This window comes from Pseudomonas nitroreducens (assembly GCF_010994165.1).
Lineage (GTDB): Bacteria > Pseudomonadota > Gammaproteobacteria > Pseudomonadales > Pseudomonadaceae > Pseudomonas > Pseudomonas nitroreducens.
Genome location: NZ_WMBX01000001.1, coordinates 392,512 through 405,910 on the forward strand (window position 1 = coordinate 392,512; position 13,399 = coordinate 405,910).

At 64.0% G+C, this 13,399-nt stretch carries 17 protein-coding genes; 11 read left to right on the forward strand and 6 right to left on the reverse strand.

Features of this window, described 5'->3' with window-relative positions:
• Positions 1-23: 23 nt before the first annotated feature.
• Positions 24-524, reverse strand: coding sequence for a L,D-transpeptidase family protein (locus tag GJV37_RS01810; RefSeq protein ID WP_024762991.1), 501 nt, complete (start codon positions 522-524; stop codon positions 24-26).
• A gap of 50 nt (positions 525-574) precedes the next feature.
• Positions 575-1,129, reverse strand: coding sequence for an NUDIX hydrolase (locus GJV37_RS01815; protein WP_024762992.1), 555 nt, complete (start codon positions 1,127-1,129; stop codon positions 575-577).
• Positions 1,130-1,264: 135 nt separating this feature from the next.
• Between GJV37_RS01815 and GJV37_RS01820 the strand changes: the two genes are divergently transcribed.
• From GJV37_RS01820 to GJV37_RS01840, 5 genes are read left to right on the forward strand one after another with little or no spacing between them, the layout of a single operon-like run.
• A complete protein-coding gene (locus GJV37_RS01820) occupies positions 1,265-1,861 on the forward strand; it encodes a CoA pyrophosphatase (RefSeq protein WP_037006654.1) in 597 nt (198 codons plus the stop codon).
• Positions 1,862-1,901: 40 nt separating this feature from the next.
• A complete protein-coding gene (locus GJV37_RS01825) occupies positions 1,902-2,429 on the forward strand; it encodes a gamma carbonic anhydrase family protein (protein ID WP_170859347.1) in 528 nt (175 codons plus the stop codon).
• The gene (locus tag GJV37_RS01830; RefSeq protein ID WP_024762995.1) at positions 2,422-2,610 is read left to right on the forward strand and encodes a DUF1289 domain-containing protein; all 189 of its coding nucleotides are present in this window, start codon (positions 2,422-2,424) and stop codon (positions 2,608-2,610) included. Before GJV37_RS01825 ends, GJV37_RS01830 begins: the two co-directional genes overlap by 8 nt.
• Positions 2,611-2,647: 37 nt before the next feature.
• Positions 2,648-3,829: a formate-dependent phosphoribosylglycinamide formyltransferase gene (gene purT, locus GJV37_RS01835; RefSeq protein ID WP_024762996.1), complete on the forward strand. Its 1,182-nt coding sequence runs from the start codon at positions 2,648-2,650 to the stop codon at positions 3,827-3,829.
• Positions 3,826-4,566: an SGNH/GDSL hydrolase family protein gene (locus tag GJV37_RS01840; protein ID WP_024762997.1), complete on the forward strand. Its 741-nt coding sequence runs from the start codon at positions 3,826-3,828 to the stop codon at positions 4,564-4,566. The genes purT and GJV37_RS01840 overlap by 4 nt, the downstream gene beginning before the upstream one ends.
• Before the next feature lie 31 nt (positions 4,567-4,597).
• Here the strand turns inward: GJV37_RS01840 and GJV37_RS01845 are convergent, their stop codons facing one another.
• The 3 genes from GJV37_RS01845 to GJV37_RS01855 form a co-directional block, all read right to left on the reverse strand.
• The gene (locus tag GJV37_RS01845) at positions 4,598-5,911 is read right to left on the reverse strand and encodes an MFS transporter (protein ID WP_024762998.1); all 1,314 of its coding nucleotides are present in this window, start codon (positions 5,909-5,911) and stop codon (positions 4,598-4,600) included.
• Between the two features lie 285 nt (positions 5,912-6,196).
• Positions 6,197-7,489: an HlyC/CorC family transporter gene (locus GJV37_RS01850; RefSeq protein WP_084357578.1), complete on the reverse strand. Its 1,293-nt coding sequence runs from the start codon at positions 7,487-7,489 to the stop codon at positions 6,197-6,199.
• Positions 7,490-7,531: 42 nt separating this feature from the next.
• The gene (locus GJV37_RS01855) at positions 7,532-8,332 is read right to left on the reverse strand and encodes a cytochrome C assembly family protein (protein WP_024766880.1); all 801 of its coding nucleotides are present in this window, start codon (positions 8,330-8,332) and stop codon (positions 7,532-7,534) included.
• Between the two features lie 220 nt (positions 8,333-8,552).
• Here GJV37_RS01855 and ffh point away from each other — a divergent pair, with 220 nt between their 5' ends.
• From ffh to GJV37_RS01885, 6 genes are all read left to right on the forward strand, one after another.
• Positions 8,553-9,926: a signal recognition particle protein gene (gene ffh, locus GJV37_RS01860; RefSeq protein WP_024766881.1), complete on the forward strand. Its 1,374-nt coding sequence runs from the start codon at positions 8,553-8,555 to the stop codon at positions 9,924-9,926.
• 144 nt (positions 9,927-10,070) lie between these two features.
• The gene (rpsP, locus tag GJV37_RS01865; protein ID WP_024766882.1) at positions 10,071-10,319 is read left to right on the forward strand and encodes a 30S ribosomal protein S16; all 249 of its coding nucleotides are present in this window, start codon (positions 10,071-10,073) and stop codon (positions 10,317-10,319) included.
• Positions 10,320-10,324: 5 nt separating this feature from the next.
• The gene (rimM, locus tag GJV37_RS01870) at positions 10,325-10,861 is read left to right on the forward strand and encodes a ribosome maturation factor RimM (protein WP_024766883.1); all 537 of its coding nucleotides are present in this window, start codon (positions 10,325-10,327) and stop codon (positions 10,859-10,861) included.
• Between the two features lie 26 nt (positions 10,862-10,887).
• The gene (trmD, locus tag GJV37_RS01875) at positions 10,888-11,631 is read left to right on the forward strand and encodes a tRNA (guanosine(37)-N1)-methyltransferase TrmD (protein WP_024766884.1); all 744 of its coding nucleotides are present in this window, start codon (positions 10,888-10,890) and stop codon (positions 11,629-11,631) included.
• 43 nt (positions 11,632-11,674) lie between these two features.
• The gene (gene rplS, locus GJV37_RS01880; protein ID WP_017522234.1) at positions 11,675-12,025 is read left to right on the forward strand and encodes a 50S ribosomal protein L19; all 351 of its coding nucleotides are present in this window, start codon (positions 11,675-11,677) and stop codon (positions 12,023-12,025) included.
• A gap of 161 nt (positions 12,026-12,186) precedes the next feature.
• The gene (locus GJV37_RS01885) at positions 12,187-12,600 is read left to right on the forward strand and encodes an acyl-CoA thioesterase (protein ID WP_065084994.1); all 414 of its coding nucleotides are present in this window, start codon (positions 12,187-12,189) and stop codon (positions 12,598-12,600) included.
• A gap of 47 nt (positions 12,601-12,647) precedes the next feature.
• Here GJV37_RS01885 and GJV37_RS01890 read toward each other — a convergent pair whose 3' ends face one another.
• Positions 12,648-13,325, reverse strand: coding sequence for a cyclic di-GMP-binding domain-containing protein, MshE-related (locus tag GJV37_RS01890; RefSeq protein ID WP_024766886.1), 678 nt, complete (start codon positions 13,323-13,325; stop codon positions 12,648-12,650).
• Positions 13,326-13,399 lie beyond the last annotated feature (74 nt).

A 13,399-nucleotide genomic window follows, 5' to 3' on the forward strand; every position in this document is an offset into this window, starting at 1 on the left:
GCGCCTTTTTCATGCTGCTGCCCTTACGGGCGAATCTCGATCAGCGTGCCGTCCTTGACCAGGCTCCAGACCTCGCGCATGTCGGCATTGGTCATGGCGATGCAGCCGTTGGTCCAGTCCAGGGTCGAGAAGTACCACTCGGGGTATTCATCATCCATCGGGGTGCCGTGGATCATGATCATGCCGCCCGGCTGCAGGCTCTTTTCCCGCGCCTTGGCCACGTCGCGGGCGTTGGGGTAGGAGATGTGCATGGAGAGGTTGTACTTGTCGCTGGTCTTGCGCCAGTCGACCCAGTAGAAGCCCTCCGGCGTGCGGTTGTCGCCCTCGGCCAGTTTCGGGCCCTGCGGGCGCTTGCCCAGGGACACGCGGTAGCTCTTGAGCACCTTGCCGTTGCTCATGAGGTGCAATTTGCGCTCGGACTTGAGCACGAGAATCTTGTCGATGTGACCGTCGAGCGTGGGCGTCGCGTTGGCATGCGAGAACGCTGCGAAGGTCAGACAAAGTACGGCAATCAACCAGCGCATCGAGTGGTGTTCCCCGGTAGTTCCTAAAGCCTTAGAGGCGGTAAATGAGCTTATAAGTTCTTTTTCTGTGCAAGCATTGGGAGAATCCCTTCATTGCGTATCGGGAAGTTCTGAATGACCCGATCCGCCAGGAAATATTCTAAGGTACGACCCACGGTGGGGAAAGCCAGCTCACCCCACGGAATGTCGGATTCTTCGAAGAGCCGTACTTCCAGGCTTTCGTCGCCGGCACAGAAGTCGAGGTCGGTGAGTTCGGCACGGAAGAAGATATAAACCTGGCTGATATGCGGCAGATCAAAGACCGTATAAAGCTGCAGGTCGTGGACGCGGGCATTGGCTTCTTCAAGCGTCTCGCGAGCGGCGGCCTGTTCCAGGGTTTCACCGTTTTCCATGAAGCCCGCCGGCAGCGTCCAGTATCCTCGGCGCGGATCGATGGCACGGCGGCAGAGAAGGATGCGCCCATGCCAGGCCGGCAGGCAGCCGGCAACGATGCGCGGGTTCTGGTAATGAACAGTCTGGCACTGGTCGCAGACGAAGCGCAGGCGGTTGTCGCCGCTGGGGATGCGCAGGCTTACGCAGGCGCCGCACTGACTGCAGAATTTCATGCCGTTTCCTTGTTTTTCGATGCGGCAATCTTGCGCGCTGCGTGGTGCACCCAGCAAGGGGCGGGGGTTGGGCAGGGACGTCTTTCGTGCCATGATCCTTCAATTAGAAGAATCGGCCCCCGCAGGATGTTCGGCATGCTGGACCAGCTGCGCCAACGCATACAGACGCACCAACCAAGCGACCTTGAAACGGACCACAGCTTCCCCGAGGCGGCGGTTCTGCTTCCCATCACACCCCAGGAAGAGCTCGTGCTCACCCTGCGCGCGACCGGGCTCTCGACCCACAGCGGCGAGGTGGCCTTCCCCGGCGGGCGCCGTGATCCTGAGGACGTCGACCTGATCCACACCGCGCTGCGCGAGGCGCAGGAGGAAATCGCCCTGCCGCCGGGGCTGGTGGAGGTGGTCGGTCCGTTGAGCACTCTGGTGTCGCGGCACGGCATCCTGGTCAAGCCATTCGTCGGCTTCGTCCCCGATTTCGTGGAGTACCGTCCCAATGACGGCGAGATCGACGCCGTGTTCAAGGTGCCACTGGAGTTCTTCCGTGGCGACCCGCGGGAAACCACTCACCGTATCGATTACTTCGGCCGCAGTTGGTACGTCCCGAGCTACCTGTTCGAGGGCTACAAGATCTGGGGCCTGTCCGCGATCATGCTGGTCGAGTTGCTGAACCTGCTGTACGACGCCCGTATCGACCTGCACCAGCCGCCATCGAAGTTCATCAAGCTGAGCTGAGACCCGATAATAACGAGCGGCCACCGTCTGAGGAGAAATCATGAAGTACCGCCTGGGCTCTTCCCGAGTCGAAACCCATCCGGAAAGCTGGATCGCCCCCAACGCCACGGTGGTCGGCAAGGTGCGCCTCGACGCCGGCTCCAGCGTCTGGTTCAACGCCGTGCTGCGCGGCGACAACGAGCTGATCCACATCGGCGAGCACAGTAATGTGCAGGACGGCACCGTCATGCATACCGACATGGGCTTCCCGCTGACCCTGGGCAAGGGCGTGACCATCGGCCACAACGCCATGCTGCACGGCTGCCAGGTAGGCGACTACAGCCTCGTCGGCATCAACGCGGTGATCCTCAATGGCGCGAAGATCGGCAAGTACTGCATCATCGGCGCCAACGCGCTGATCCCCGAGGGCAAGGAAATCCCCGACGGCTCCCTGGTCATGGGCTCCCCCGGCAAGGTGGTGCGCGAGCTGACCGAGCCGCAGAAGAAGATGCTCGAAGCCAGCGCTGCCCACTACGTACACAACGCCCAGCGCTACGCCCGCGACCTGGCCGAGCAGGAAAATGACTGAAGAACGTCCCGTCGCCTCGCCCTGCGTGCACGTCTGCGCGCTGGACGATGCCGACATCTGCCTGGGTTGCCAGCGCAGCGCTGCCGAAATCACCCGCTGGGGGCTCATGGACAACGCCGAACGGCGCGAAGTGCTTCAGCGTTGCGAACAGCGTGCCCGCGAACAAGGCGTGCTGGTCTAGCACGCCGTCGATTTTTCCCTTCTTGAGGTTTCCCGCAATGCCCCGTATTGGAACTCCCTTGTCGCCGAGCGCGACCCGCGTACTGCTCTGTGGCTCCGGCGAGCTGGGCAAGGAAGTGGCGATCGAACTGCAGCGCCTGGGCTGCGAAGTCATCGCCGTCGACCGCTACGCGAACGCGCCGGCCATGCAGGTCGCGCATCGCAGCCACGTGATCAGCATGCTCGACGGCGTCGCCCTGCGCGCGGTGATCGAGCAGGAGAAGCCGCACTACATCGTGCCGGAGATCGAGGCCATCGCCACCGCGACCCTGGTCGAGCTGGAGAACGAAGGCTACACGGTCATCCCGACCGCGCGCGCCGCGCAGCTGACCATGAACCGCGAAGGCATCCGTCGCCTGGCCGCTGAAGAGCTGGGCCTGCCCACTTCGCCCTATCACTTTGCCGATACCTACGAGGATTACGCTGCGGGCGTCGCCGCCGTGGGCTATCCGTGCGTGGTGAAACCGATCATGAGTTCCTCGGGCAAGGGCCAGAGCGTGCTCAAGTCCGACGCCGACCTGAAGACCGCGTGGGATTACGCTCAGGAAGGCGGCCGCGCCGGCAAGGGCCGGGTGATCGTCGAGGGCTTCATCGACTTCGACTACGAAATCACCCTGCTGACCGTACGCCACATCGGCGGCACTACCTTCTGCGCGCCCATCGGCCACCGCCAGGTGAAGGGCGACTACCACGAGTCCTGGCAGCCGCAGGCGATGAGCCCGAAGGCGCTGGCCGAGTCCGAGCGCGTGGCCAAGGCGGTCACCGAAGCGCTGGGCGGCCGTGGTCTGTTCGGCGTGGAACTGTTCGTGAAGGGCGATGAAGTGTGGTTCAGCGAAGTCTCGCCACGCCCGCACGACACCGGCCTGGTGACGCTGATTTCCCAGGACCTCTCCGAATTCGCCCTGCATGCCCGCGCTATCCTCGGCCTGCCGATTCCGGTGATCCGCCAACTGGGCGATTCCGCCTCGGCGGTGATCCTGGTGGAAGGCAAGTCGCAGCAGGTTTCCTTCGGTAATCTCGGCGCCGCCCTGAGCGAACCGGACACCGCCCTGCGCCTGTTCGGCAAGCCCGAGGTGGATGGCCAGCGCCGTATGGGCGTTGCTCTGGCGCGCGACGAGTCGATCGACGCCGCCCGCGCCAAGGCCACCCGTTCGGCCCAGGCGGTCAACGTCCAGCTGTGAGCCGCTGGGCGGGGCTGATGTGGTGGGCGGCGGCATTGCCGCTGTTGCCGTTGGCCCTGCCCATGGCCGTGCGTACCAGGCGCACGGCCTTGCGCCTGGCTCCCGCCGCGGGCGTCTGCGAAGGCGTTGCAGGCGCGGAGTTTCCTGGCGAACCTTTTCGTCTTCTCCTGCTGGGTGAGTCCACGGTCGCCGGCGTTGGTGCGTCCTGCCTGGACTTTGCGCTGGCCGGGCGGCTGGCGTTGGCGCTATCGAGCCGCCTGGAGCGTCCTGTTGCCTGGCGTGCGGTAGGGGAGAACGGCATTACTGCCGCAGAGGCCTGCGAGCGCCTGCTGCCGGTGGCGACTGATCAGGATTACGAGCTGGTGGCGCTGGTCTTCGGCGTCAACGACACCACGCATTTCAGCTCCGGCCAGCATTGGCTGGGGGCTCTTGAGCAATTGATCGCGCATTTTCGTGGTCGCGGCGCACGGGTCGTCTGCACGGCGGTGCCGCCATTGCAGCATTTCACGGCGTTACCCTGGTTGTTGCGCCGGCTGCTCGGCTGGCGCGCAGCGCTGCTGGATCGTCAGCTCAGAAGCCTCGCCTTGGCGCAGGGGGCGGGGTATTGCGGCGTCAGCCTGGAGATGCAGCCACAGTTCCTTGCCATCGATGGCTATCACCCGTCGGCGCTGGGTTATCAGGTCTGGGGCGAACACCTGGCCCAATGGCTGGTTTTCCAGGATCGAACCCTTCTGTAGGAGCGAGCAAGCTCGCTCCTACAGGCAAGTCTCAGCGGATATCGTTCAGGTCGTCCCCGCGCGTCTCGCGCAGGCACAGCACCGCCAGCAGGCTGAGTGCCGCCGCAACCGACACATAGCCGCCCACCCAGCTCAGGCCACCCATGCCCACCAGCTTCTGCGCGATGTACGGCGCCACTGAGGCACCAAGGATGCCGCCCAGGTTGTAGGCCGCCGAAGCACCGGTGTAGCGCACGTGGGTGGGGAAGAGTTCTGGCAGCAGCGCGCCCATGGGAGCGAAGGTTACACCCATGAGGAACAGCTCCAGCGACAGGAAGATCGCTACCTCCACCGACGAGCCCTGGCTCAGCAGTGGTTCCATGGCGAAGCCCGAGGCGATGGCGGCGACGCAGCCGATGATCAGCACCGGTTTGCGCCCGAAGCGGTCGCTCAGCCAGGCCGATACCGGTGTTGCTGCCGCCATGAAGAGCACGGCGATACATAGCAGGCCGAGGAAGTCTTCGCGGCTGTAGCCCAGGGTGCTGACGCCATAGCTCAGCGAGAACACCGTGGAGATATAGAAGAGGGCGTAGCACACCACCATCGCCAGGGCGCCCAGCAGGGTCGGCCGCCAGTGCTTGGCGAACAGCTCGGCAATCGGCAGGCTGGAGCGTTCGTGGCGCTCCATGGCCTTGGCGAACACCGGGGTTTCCACCAGCTTCAGGCGTACGTACAGACCGACGATCACCAGCACGGCGCTGAGCACGAACGGAATACGCCAGCCCCAGGCGCGGAACTGCTCTTCGCTGAGCAGCATGGCCAGGCAGAGGAACAGGCCGTTGGCGGCGAGGAAGCCGATCGACGGGCCCATCTGCGGGAACATGCCGAACCAGGCCCGACGGCCCTTGGGCGCGTTCTCCGTGGCCAGCAGCGCCGCGCCGCCCCATTCGCCACCCAGCCCGAGACCCTGGCCGAAGCGCAGCACGCAGAGCAGGATCGGCGCCCAGGCGCCAATGCTGTCGTAGCCCGGCAGCAGGCCGATCAGGGTGGTGGAGATGCCCATCAGCAGCAGCGAGGCGACCAGGGTCGACTTGCGCCCGATACGGTCGCCGAAGTGGCCGAACAGTGCCGAGCCCAGCGGGCGGGCGAGGAAAGCGATGCCGAAGGTGATGAAGGCGCTGAGCGCCTGGGCAGTGCCGGAGGTCTGCGGGAAGAACACCGGGCCGATCACCAGCGCGGCGGCGGTGGCGTAGACGTAGAAGTCGTAGAACTCGATGGCGGTGCCGATGAAGCTGGCTACCGCGACGCGGGTGGTGGAGTTGGTCTGTTCGGCCGGTTGTGCGGCTTCGAGGGTGGCACTGGTCATACGGGAATATCCCTGGCAGTCAGGCGCGGCGACGACTCTGGCGGTCGTGTCCGACGTTTCTTGAGGCATCGCCATGGCGCGAGTGCGAGCGCGGCCCGGTGTCGGGGCGGGATGGGCGCGGCTCGCGGGGGGTCGGGGCGAGGCCGGCTGCTTCGCAAGGCAACGACGCAGGGTCGAGGCTCGGCGGGGCGTGCGATTGACTGGCCGGCGCTGCGTCGCGGATAGCGGCGGGCGTCGGCGGGAGGCTGGGTAAGCCGCCTGGATTATAGGGGCGGGCGGGGCGGCTCAGGCAAGCTCGTCGGCGTAGGGTTCTCTCGGCGGCGCGCCAGGCAGCCACGCGCGCACACTTTTCACCCGGTTTTCGCCGGACTGGAGGATTTCCAGGCGGTAGCGGCCGATCTTCAGGCATACGGCGCAGTCGGGAATCTGCTCCAGTGCTTCGGTGACCAGGCCGTTGAGGGTCTTGGGGCCGTCGCTGGGCAATTGCCAGCCCAGTGCGCGGTTGACGTCGCGCAGGTTGGCGGAGCCGTCGATGACATAGGTGCCGTCGGCCTGGGGGTGGATGTCCGGGTTGCGCAGGGTGTTCTGGTTGCTGAACTCGCCGACGATCTCTTCGAGGATGTCTTCCAGGGTGATGATGCCGATCACCTCGCCGTATTCGTCGACGACGATGCCGATGCGCCGCTTCTGCTTCTGGAAGTTCACCAGCTGGGTCGACAGCGGCGTGCTCTCCGGCACGAAGTAGGGCTCCAGGCAGGCGGCCTTGAGGCTGTCCTTGGTCAACTGGTTATGGGTCAGCAGACGGGCGATCTGGCGCATGTGCACCACGCCTTCGACCTGGTTGATGTCGTTGCGGAACACTGGCAGCCGGGTATGGGTGGTGTTGCGCAGCTGGCCGATGATGGTTTCCAGCTCGTCGTCCAGGTCGATGCCCTGGACTTCGTTGCGCGGCACCATCAGGTCGTTCACCGTGATCTTTTCCAGGTCGAGGATGCTCAGCAGCATGTCCTGGCGATTGTGGGTGAGCTTCTCGCTGGAGTCGGTGACCACGCTGCGCAGCTCGTCATTGCTCAGCGGCTTGCCGCCGCGCTGGGTCGGGTCGAGGCCGCCCATGCGCAGCAGCAGGTTGCTGATGCCGGTCATCAGCCAGAGCAGCGGGCTGAACAGCTTCTGCATCCAGATCAGCGGCAGGCTGGCGGGGAAGGCCACGCGCTCGGGGCGCAGGGCGGCGTAGGTCTTGGGCGTGATCTCGCCGAAGATCAGCAGGATCAGCGTCAGCGCCACGGTGGCGATGGCCACGCCCGCTTCGCCCCACAGGCGCAGGGCCAGCAGGGTCGCCAGGGACGAGGCGATGATGTTGACGAAGTTGTTGCCGATCAGGATGGTGCCCAGCAGCCGGTCGGTGCGCAGCAGCAGCCAGCTGGTACGGCGCGCCCCGCGGTTGCCCTGCTTGGACAGGTGGCGCAGGCGGTAGCGGTCGAGGCTGAGCATGCCGGTCTCGACGCTGGAGAAGAACGCCGAACAGAGGATCAGGAAGACCAGCAGGCCGATCAGGTAGCCGGGGTGGATCTCTTCCATGCGCGCGTGTCCTTCAGCGGCGCGCAGGCGCCGCCGTTAGCCTCAGATGTGCAGGATGAATTCCTTGACCAGCTTGCTGCCGAAGTAGGCCAGCATCAGCAGGCAGAAACCCGCGAGGGTCCAGCGGATCGCCTTGTGGCCGCGCCAGCCGAGCTGGTGGCGGCCCCACAGCAGCACGCCGAACACCACCCAGGCGAAGCAGGAGAGGATGGTCTTGTGCGCCAGGTGCTGGGCGAACAGGTTGTCGACGAACAGCCAGCCGGAGATCAGCGACAGCGAAAGCAGCGACCAGCCGCCCCAGAGGAAGCCGAACAGCAGGCTTTCCATGGTCTGCAGCGGCGGGAAGTTGCGGATCAGGCCCGACGGGTGCTTGTGCTTGAGCTGATGGTCCTGCACCAGCAGGAGCAGCGCCTGGACCACGGCGATGGTCAGCAGACCATAGGCCAGGATCGACAGCAGGATATGGGCGAGGATGCCCGGCTGCTCGTTGATCGGCTCGATGGTGCCGTGGGGCACCAGCACGGCCAGCAGGGTGGTCAGCGCGCCGAGTGGATAAAGGAAGAGCAGCAGGTTCTGCACCGGGATGCGCAGGCAGGCCAGCAGGGTCAGGGCGGTGACCGCGGCGGAGATCAGGCTGGCGGCGTTGAAGAAGTCCAGCGCCAGGCCCGCAGGCGTCAGCAACTCCTGGCTCAGGCTGTAGGCCTGGCAGAGCAGGGCGACCAGGCCCAGCAGGAGGAGCAGCGGTTTTTGCGGCGGGGTGCGGCGGGCCAGGCTTGCGCCCTGGTAGACGGTGGTGCCGATATAAAGGACGGCGGCGATCAGGCTGGGCAGCAGAGGTTGCATAAGTCCTTGGAACAGTCCTTCGACGGGGGACCCGAAAGGTGGTGAGTGTGGCACAGATCGCCCGCGCCTAGAAAGCCGCTGAGAACAGTTCGCTTCTGGCCTGCGAAGCGCTCCGTCACATCGGGATCATCGGCGGTGTTGGCGCTGCCCGCACTTCGCTATAATCGGCGGCTTGCTGACAAGCCAAACCCAGGCCCGACCGGGCTGATTAGGAACGCGCATGTTCGAAAACCTTACAGATCGCCTCTCGCAAACGCTGCGCCACGTCACTGGCAAGGCCAAGCTGACCGAGGACAACATCAAGGACACGCTCCGCGAAGTGCGGATGGCCCTGCTGGAGGCCGACGTGGCCCTGCCGGTGGTCAAGGACTTCGTCGCCAAGATCAAGGATCGCGCGGTCGGCACCGAGGTTTCCAAGAGCCTGACCCCGGGCCAGGCCTTCGTGAAGATCGTCCAGGCCGAGTTGGTCGAGCTGATGGGCGCGGCCAACGAGGACCTCGACCTCAACGCCGCGCCGCCGGCGGTCATCCTGATGGCCGGCCTGCAGGGCGCGGGCAAGACCACCACCGCCGGCAAGCTGGCGCGCTTCCTCAAGGAGCGCAAGAAGAAGTCGGTACTGGTGGTGTCCGCCGACGTCTACCGCCCGGCGGCGATCAAGCAGCTGGAAACCCTGGCCAGCGACATCGGCGTGACCTTCTTCCCGTCCGATACCAGCCAGAAGCCGGTGGCGATCGCCGAAGCGGCGATCCGCGAAGCCAAGCTCAAGTTCATCGACGTGGTGATCGTCGATACCGCCGGTCGTCTGCACATCGACGCCGACATGATGGACGAGATCAAGCAGGTCCATGCGGCGATCAAGCCGGTGGAAACCCTGTTCGTGGTCGACGCCATGACCGGCCAGGACGCCGCCAACACCGCCAAGGCCTTCAATGATGCGCTGCCGCTGACCGGCGTGGTGCTGACCAAGGTCGACGGTGACGCCCGTGGCGGTGCCGCGCTGTCCGTGCGCGCCATCACCGGCAAGCCGATCAAGTTCCTCGGCATGGGCGAGAAGAGCGAAGCGCTCGATCCGTTCCACCCCGACCGCGTGGCCTCGCGCATCCTCGGCATGGGCGACGTGCTCAGCCTGATCGAGCAGGCCGAGCAGAACATGGACCGCGAGAAGGCCGAGAAGCTCGCGAAGAAGATCAAGAAGGGCAAGGGCTTCGACCTGGAAGACTTCCGCGATCAGTTGCAGCAGATGAAGAACATGGGCGGCCTGGGCAGCCTGATGGACAAGCTGCCGATGCTCGGCGGCGTCAACCTGTCGCAGATGGGCAACGCGCAGAACGCGGCGGAGAAGCAGTTCAAGCAGATGGAGGCGATCATCAACTCCATGACCCCCGCCGAGCGCCGTGATCCGGAAGTGATCAGCGGTTCGCGCAAACGCCGTATCGCCATGGGTTCCGGTACCCAGGTGCAGGACGTTGGTCGCCTGATCAAGCAGCACAAGCAGATGCAGAAGATGATGAAGAAGGTCACCGCCAAGGGCGGCATGGCCAAGATGATGCGCGGCATGGGGAGCATGTTCCCCGGCGGCATGCCCAAGATGTGAGGCCAGACGGCTCGCCGCCCAGCGGGCCGGACGCGCTGCGGCTTGCGGCGCGGGGCTTTAGCTCATAGAATATGCGGCCTTTCGGGCTCTGTGCCCGAGGGCTGCATTTCTTTTTTGCAAGCAAACCATAGGAACAACGTACGCATGGTAACCATTCGTCTGGCTCGTGGCGGCTCCAAGAAGCGCCCGTTCTATCACCTGACCGTGACCAACAGCCGCAACGCTCGTGACGGCCGTTTCGTCGAGCGCGTCGGCTTCTTCAACCCTGTCGCCACTGGCGCCGAAGTCAAGCTGTCGGTCAACCAGGAGCGTCTGAACTACTGGCTGAGCCAAGGCGCTCAACCGTCTGAGCGTGTTGCTCAACTGATCAAGGAAGCCGCCAAGGCTGCCTGAGATCGATGAACACGAAGCCTGCTCCCGCCGAGGAGATGATCGTTCTCGGCAAGATCGTATCGGTGCACGGCATTCGTGGTGAGGTGAAGGTGTATTCCTTTACCGATCCGTTGGACAACCTGCTGGACTACCGTCGCTGGACGCTCAAGCGTGGCAACGAGGTTCGACAGGCTGAACTGGTCCAAGGTCGCGTGCAGGGCAATGTCCTGGTCGTGAAGCTGAAGGGACTGGATGATCGCGAGATCGCCCGCACCTTCGCCGAATTCGAGATCCTGGTTCCGCGCAGCGAGCTGCCGGTGCTGGATGATGGCGAGTTCTACTGGAGCCAGTTGGAAGGTCTCAAGGTGATCGATCAGAACGGGCAACTGTTCGGGATTCTCGACCACTTGCTGGAGACCGGCGCCAACGATGTGATGGTAGTCAAGCCCTGCGCAGGCAGCCTGGACGACCGTGAACGCCTGCTTCCGTATACGGATCAGTGCGTACAGGCGGTGGACCTGGAAGCCGGTGAGATACGGGTGGACTGGGACGCGGACTTCTAACCCATGTGGATGAGAGCCCTCAGCCGATGTGGATAGGAGTAATCAGCATCTTTCCGGAGATGTTTCGCGCTATCAGCGACTATGGCATCACGAGTCGCGCGGTCAAGCAGGAGCTGATTCAGCTTCAGTGCTTCAACCCGCGAAGCAACACCGAGGACCGTCACCAGACGGTGGACGACCGGCCTTTCGGCGGTGGTCCCGGCATGGTGATGAAAATCAAGCCGCTCGAAGGCGCACTGGGCGATGCCCGGCAAGCCGCAGGCGGACCGGTGAAGGTGATCTACCTCTCGCCGCAAGGTCGCAAGCTGACGCAGGCGGCCGTGAAAGAACTGGCGAACGAGGAACGTCTGATCCTGATCGCCGGGCGTTACGAAGGCATCGACGAGCGCTTCATTGAAGAGCATGTCGATGAGGAATGGTCAGTCGGCGATTATGTCCTGTCCGGGGGTGAGCTTCCGGCCATGGTGCTGATTGACGCGGTCACGCGGTTGTTGCCCGGAGCATTGGGCCACGTGGACTCCGCCGAGGAGGACTCCTTCACGGATGGCCTGCTCGACTGTCCGCACTACACCCGACCCGAGGTGTACGCAGACAAACGTGTTCCGGAGGTGCTGCTCAGCGGCAACCACGAACACATCCGGCGCTGGCGTTTGCAGCAGTCCTTAGGCAGGACCTGGGAACGACGTGCCGATCTTCTGGATTGCCGCTCGCTTTCTGGAGAAGAGAAAAAGCTGCTGGAGGAATACATCCGCCAGCGGAACGATAGTTAACGTATCGATGGCGAGCGCCGAGCGCTTGTCTTAGGAGCATGAAATGACCAACAAGATCATTCAGCAGATCGAAGCTGAACAGATGAGCAAAGAGATTCCGGCGTTCGCCCCCGGCGACACCGTAATCGTCCAGGTTAAAGTGAAGGAAGGCGACCGTCAGCGTCTGCAGGCCTTCGAAGGCGTCGTGATCGGCAAGCGTAACCGCGGCCTGAACAGCGCTTTCACCGTTCGCAAGATCTCCAACGGCGTAGGCGTCGAGCGTACCTTCCAGACCTACAGCCCGCTGGTTGACAGCATCTCCGTCAAGCGTCGCGGCGACGTGCGCAAGGCCAAGCTGTACTACCTCCGCGAACTGTCCGGCAAGGCAGCTCGCATCAAGGAAAAACTGGCCTAATTCGCCGGTTGTTCCCGAAAAAAGCAGCCCACGGGCTGCTTTTTTCTTGCCTGTAGTTTTTCGCCGCTCAATCCGGCGTCCCATTTGCCCCCGGCAGCGTAGTAGAAGTACAAGACCCCGCAGCACCGGCAGCCACCCTCATTGCATCAGGTAGCAGTGGCATGAGCCCCAGAGAGCAAGAAATCCTCCGTCGTACCGAGTTGTCCGAAACCCGCGTGACCAAGGCGGTTTTCCCGCCCACCACCAACCACCACAACACCCTGTTCGGCGGTACCGCGCTGGCCTGGATGGATGAGGTCTCGTTCATCGCCGCGACTCGCTTCTGCCGCTTGCCGCTGGTGACCGTGTCCACCGATCGCATCGACTTCAAGCACCCGATCGCCGCCGGCTCCATCGTCGAATTGATCGGCCGGGTGGTGAAGGTCGGCAACACCAGCCTCAAGGTCGAGGTGGAGGTCTTCGTCGAGAGCATGTCCGCCGATGGCCGCGAGAAGGCTATCCACGGGCTGTTCAGCTTCGTCGCCATCGACGATGAGAAGCGCCCGGTGCCGGTCCTGCCCGGCTTCGAGGCCTGAAATGAAAGAAGGCGCCCACGGGCGCCTTCTTTCATTTCAGGCCGCCTTCAGTGGCGCAGGCTGATCTTCAGCGAGGCCTGGGACAGGTCGATGTTCTGCAGGCTCAGGCTGCCCATGCTCTGGGTCTTCGGTGCACCGGCGACGCGGATGTTGTCGAAGCGCACCTCGCCGATGGAGCTGGGCAGGCGCACGTTGATCGAGCCATCGGGATTCAGGCTGGAGGAGGCATGCAGCGTGTCGTACTGGACGTCGTGCAGAGAGGTTTCGGCGTCGAGGCTGTCCACGACGGGCATTACCAGGCGCGACAGTTGCTTGATGGCGCCGACTCCATCGCCGCTCTCGGCGCTGACCAGCAGGCTCTGCAGGGTGTCATCGAAACCTTGGGCGCTGACATCGCTCATCTCGCGGTCGCTCAGTGGCTTCAAGCCCTTGGGCGCCTCATGGCGGGTGATGCTCGTCGGTGCCTGGCGCTGCACATCGGCGCTGGCCAGCTGGAACGGGCTGAGCAGCGCGGCGACCAGCGTCGCCGCCAGGCGCAGGTTGTTCTGCTTCTTCAGCGCACGGCCGAGCTGGCGTTCGCTGATCCAGCCCTGCTGGATCAGGGTTTCGCCCAGGCGCAGGCCGTTGGTGAGCTGGAGCTGGATGGCCTTGTCCAGCTGTTGGGAGGTAATCAGGCCCTTGCTGACAAGGATCTGGCCGAGACGAGAGTTCTGTTGACTGGGCATGGCGTGGGCTTCGTGGGGCGCAATGATGGCGTGGTGCAATCATTGTCTGTCAGACATATTCTGTCACCAACCGT

What these genes read in the sequence shown, in the direction of transcription:
- rimM (WP_024766883.1), top strand. Translation starts at nt 10,325, where the DNA reads ATGAACACGAAGCCTGCTCCCGCCGAGGAGATGATCGTTCTCGGCAAG.
- trmD (WP_024766884.1), top strand. Translation starts at nt 10,888, where the DNA reads ATGTGGATAGGAGTAATCAGCATCTTTCCGGAGATGTTTCGCGCTATC.
- GJV37_RS01845 (WP_024762998.1), bottom strand. Translation starts at nt 5,911, where the DNA reads ATGACCAGTGCCACCCTCGAAGCCGCACAACCGGCCGAACAGACCAAC.
- GJV37_RS01850 (WP_084357578.1), bottom strand. Translation starts at nt 7,489, where the DNA reads ATGGAAGAGATCCACCCCGGCTACCTGATCGGCCTGCTGGTCTTCCTG.
- rpsP (WP_024766882.1), top strand. Translation starts at nt 10,071, where the DNA reads ATGGTAACCATTCGTCTGGCTCGTGGCGGCTCCAAGAAGCGCCCGTTC.
- GJV37_RS01890 (WP_024766886.1), bottom strand. Translation starts at nt 13,325, where the DNA reads ATGCCCAGTCAACAGAACTCTCGTCTCGGCCAGATCCTTGTCAGCAAG.
- GJV37_RS01810 (WP_024762991.1), bottom strand. Translation starts at nt 524, where the DNA reads ATGCGCTGGTTGATTGCCGTACTTTGTCTGACCTTCGCAGCGTTCTCG.
- purT (WP_024762996.1), top strand. Translation starts at nt 2,648, where the DNA reads ATGCCCCGTATTGGAACTCCCTTGTCGCCGAGCGCGACCCGCGTACTG.
- GJV37_RS01820 (WP_037006654.1), top strand. Translation starts at nt 1,265, where the DNA reads ATGCTGGACCAGCTGCGCCAACGCATACAGACGCACCAACCAAGCGAC.
- GJV37_RS01885 (WP_065084994.1), top strand. Translation starts at nt 12,187, where the DNA reads ATGAGCCCCAGAGAGCAAGAAATCCTCCGTCGTACCGAGTTGTCCGAA.
- GJV37_RS01855 (WP_024766880.1), bottom strand. Translation starts at nt 8,332, where the DNA reads ATGCAACCTCTGCTGCCCAGCCTGATCGCCGCCGTCCTTTATATCGGC.
- ffh (WP_024766881.1), top strand. Translation starts at nt 8,553, where the DNA reads ATGTTCGAAAACCTTACAGATCGCCTCTCGCAAACGCTGCGCCACGTC.
- GJV37_RS01830 (WP_024762995.1), top strand. Translation starts at nt 2,422, where the DNA reads ATGACTGAAGAACGTCCCGTCGCCTCGCCCTGCGTGCACGTCTGCGCG.
- GJV37_RS01815 (WP_024762992.1), bottom strand. Translation starts at nt 1,129, where the DNA reads ATGAAATTCTGCAGTCAGTGCGGCGCCTGCGTAAGCCTGCGCATCCCC.
- rplS (WP_017522234.1), top strand. Translation starts at nt 11,675, where the DNA reads ATGACCAACAAGATCATTCAGCAGATCGAAGCTGAACAGATGAGCAAA.
- GJV37_RS01825 (WP_170859347.1), top strand. Translation starts at nt 1,902, where the DNA reads ATGAAGTACCGCCTGGGCTCTTCCCGAGTCGAAACCCATCCGGAAAGC.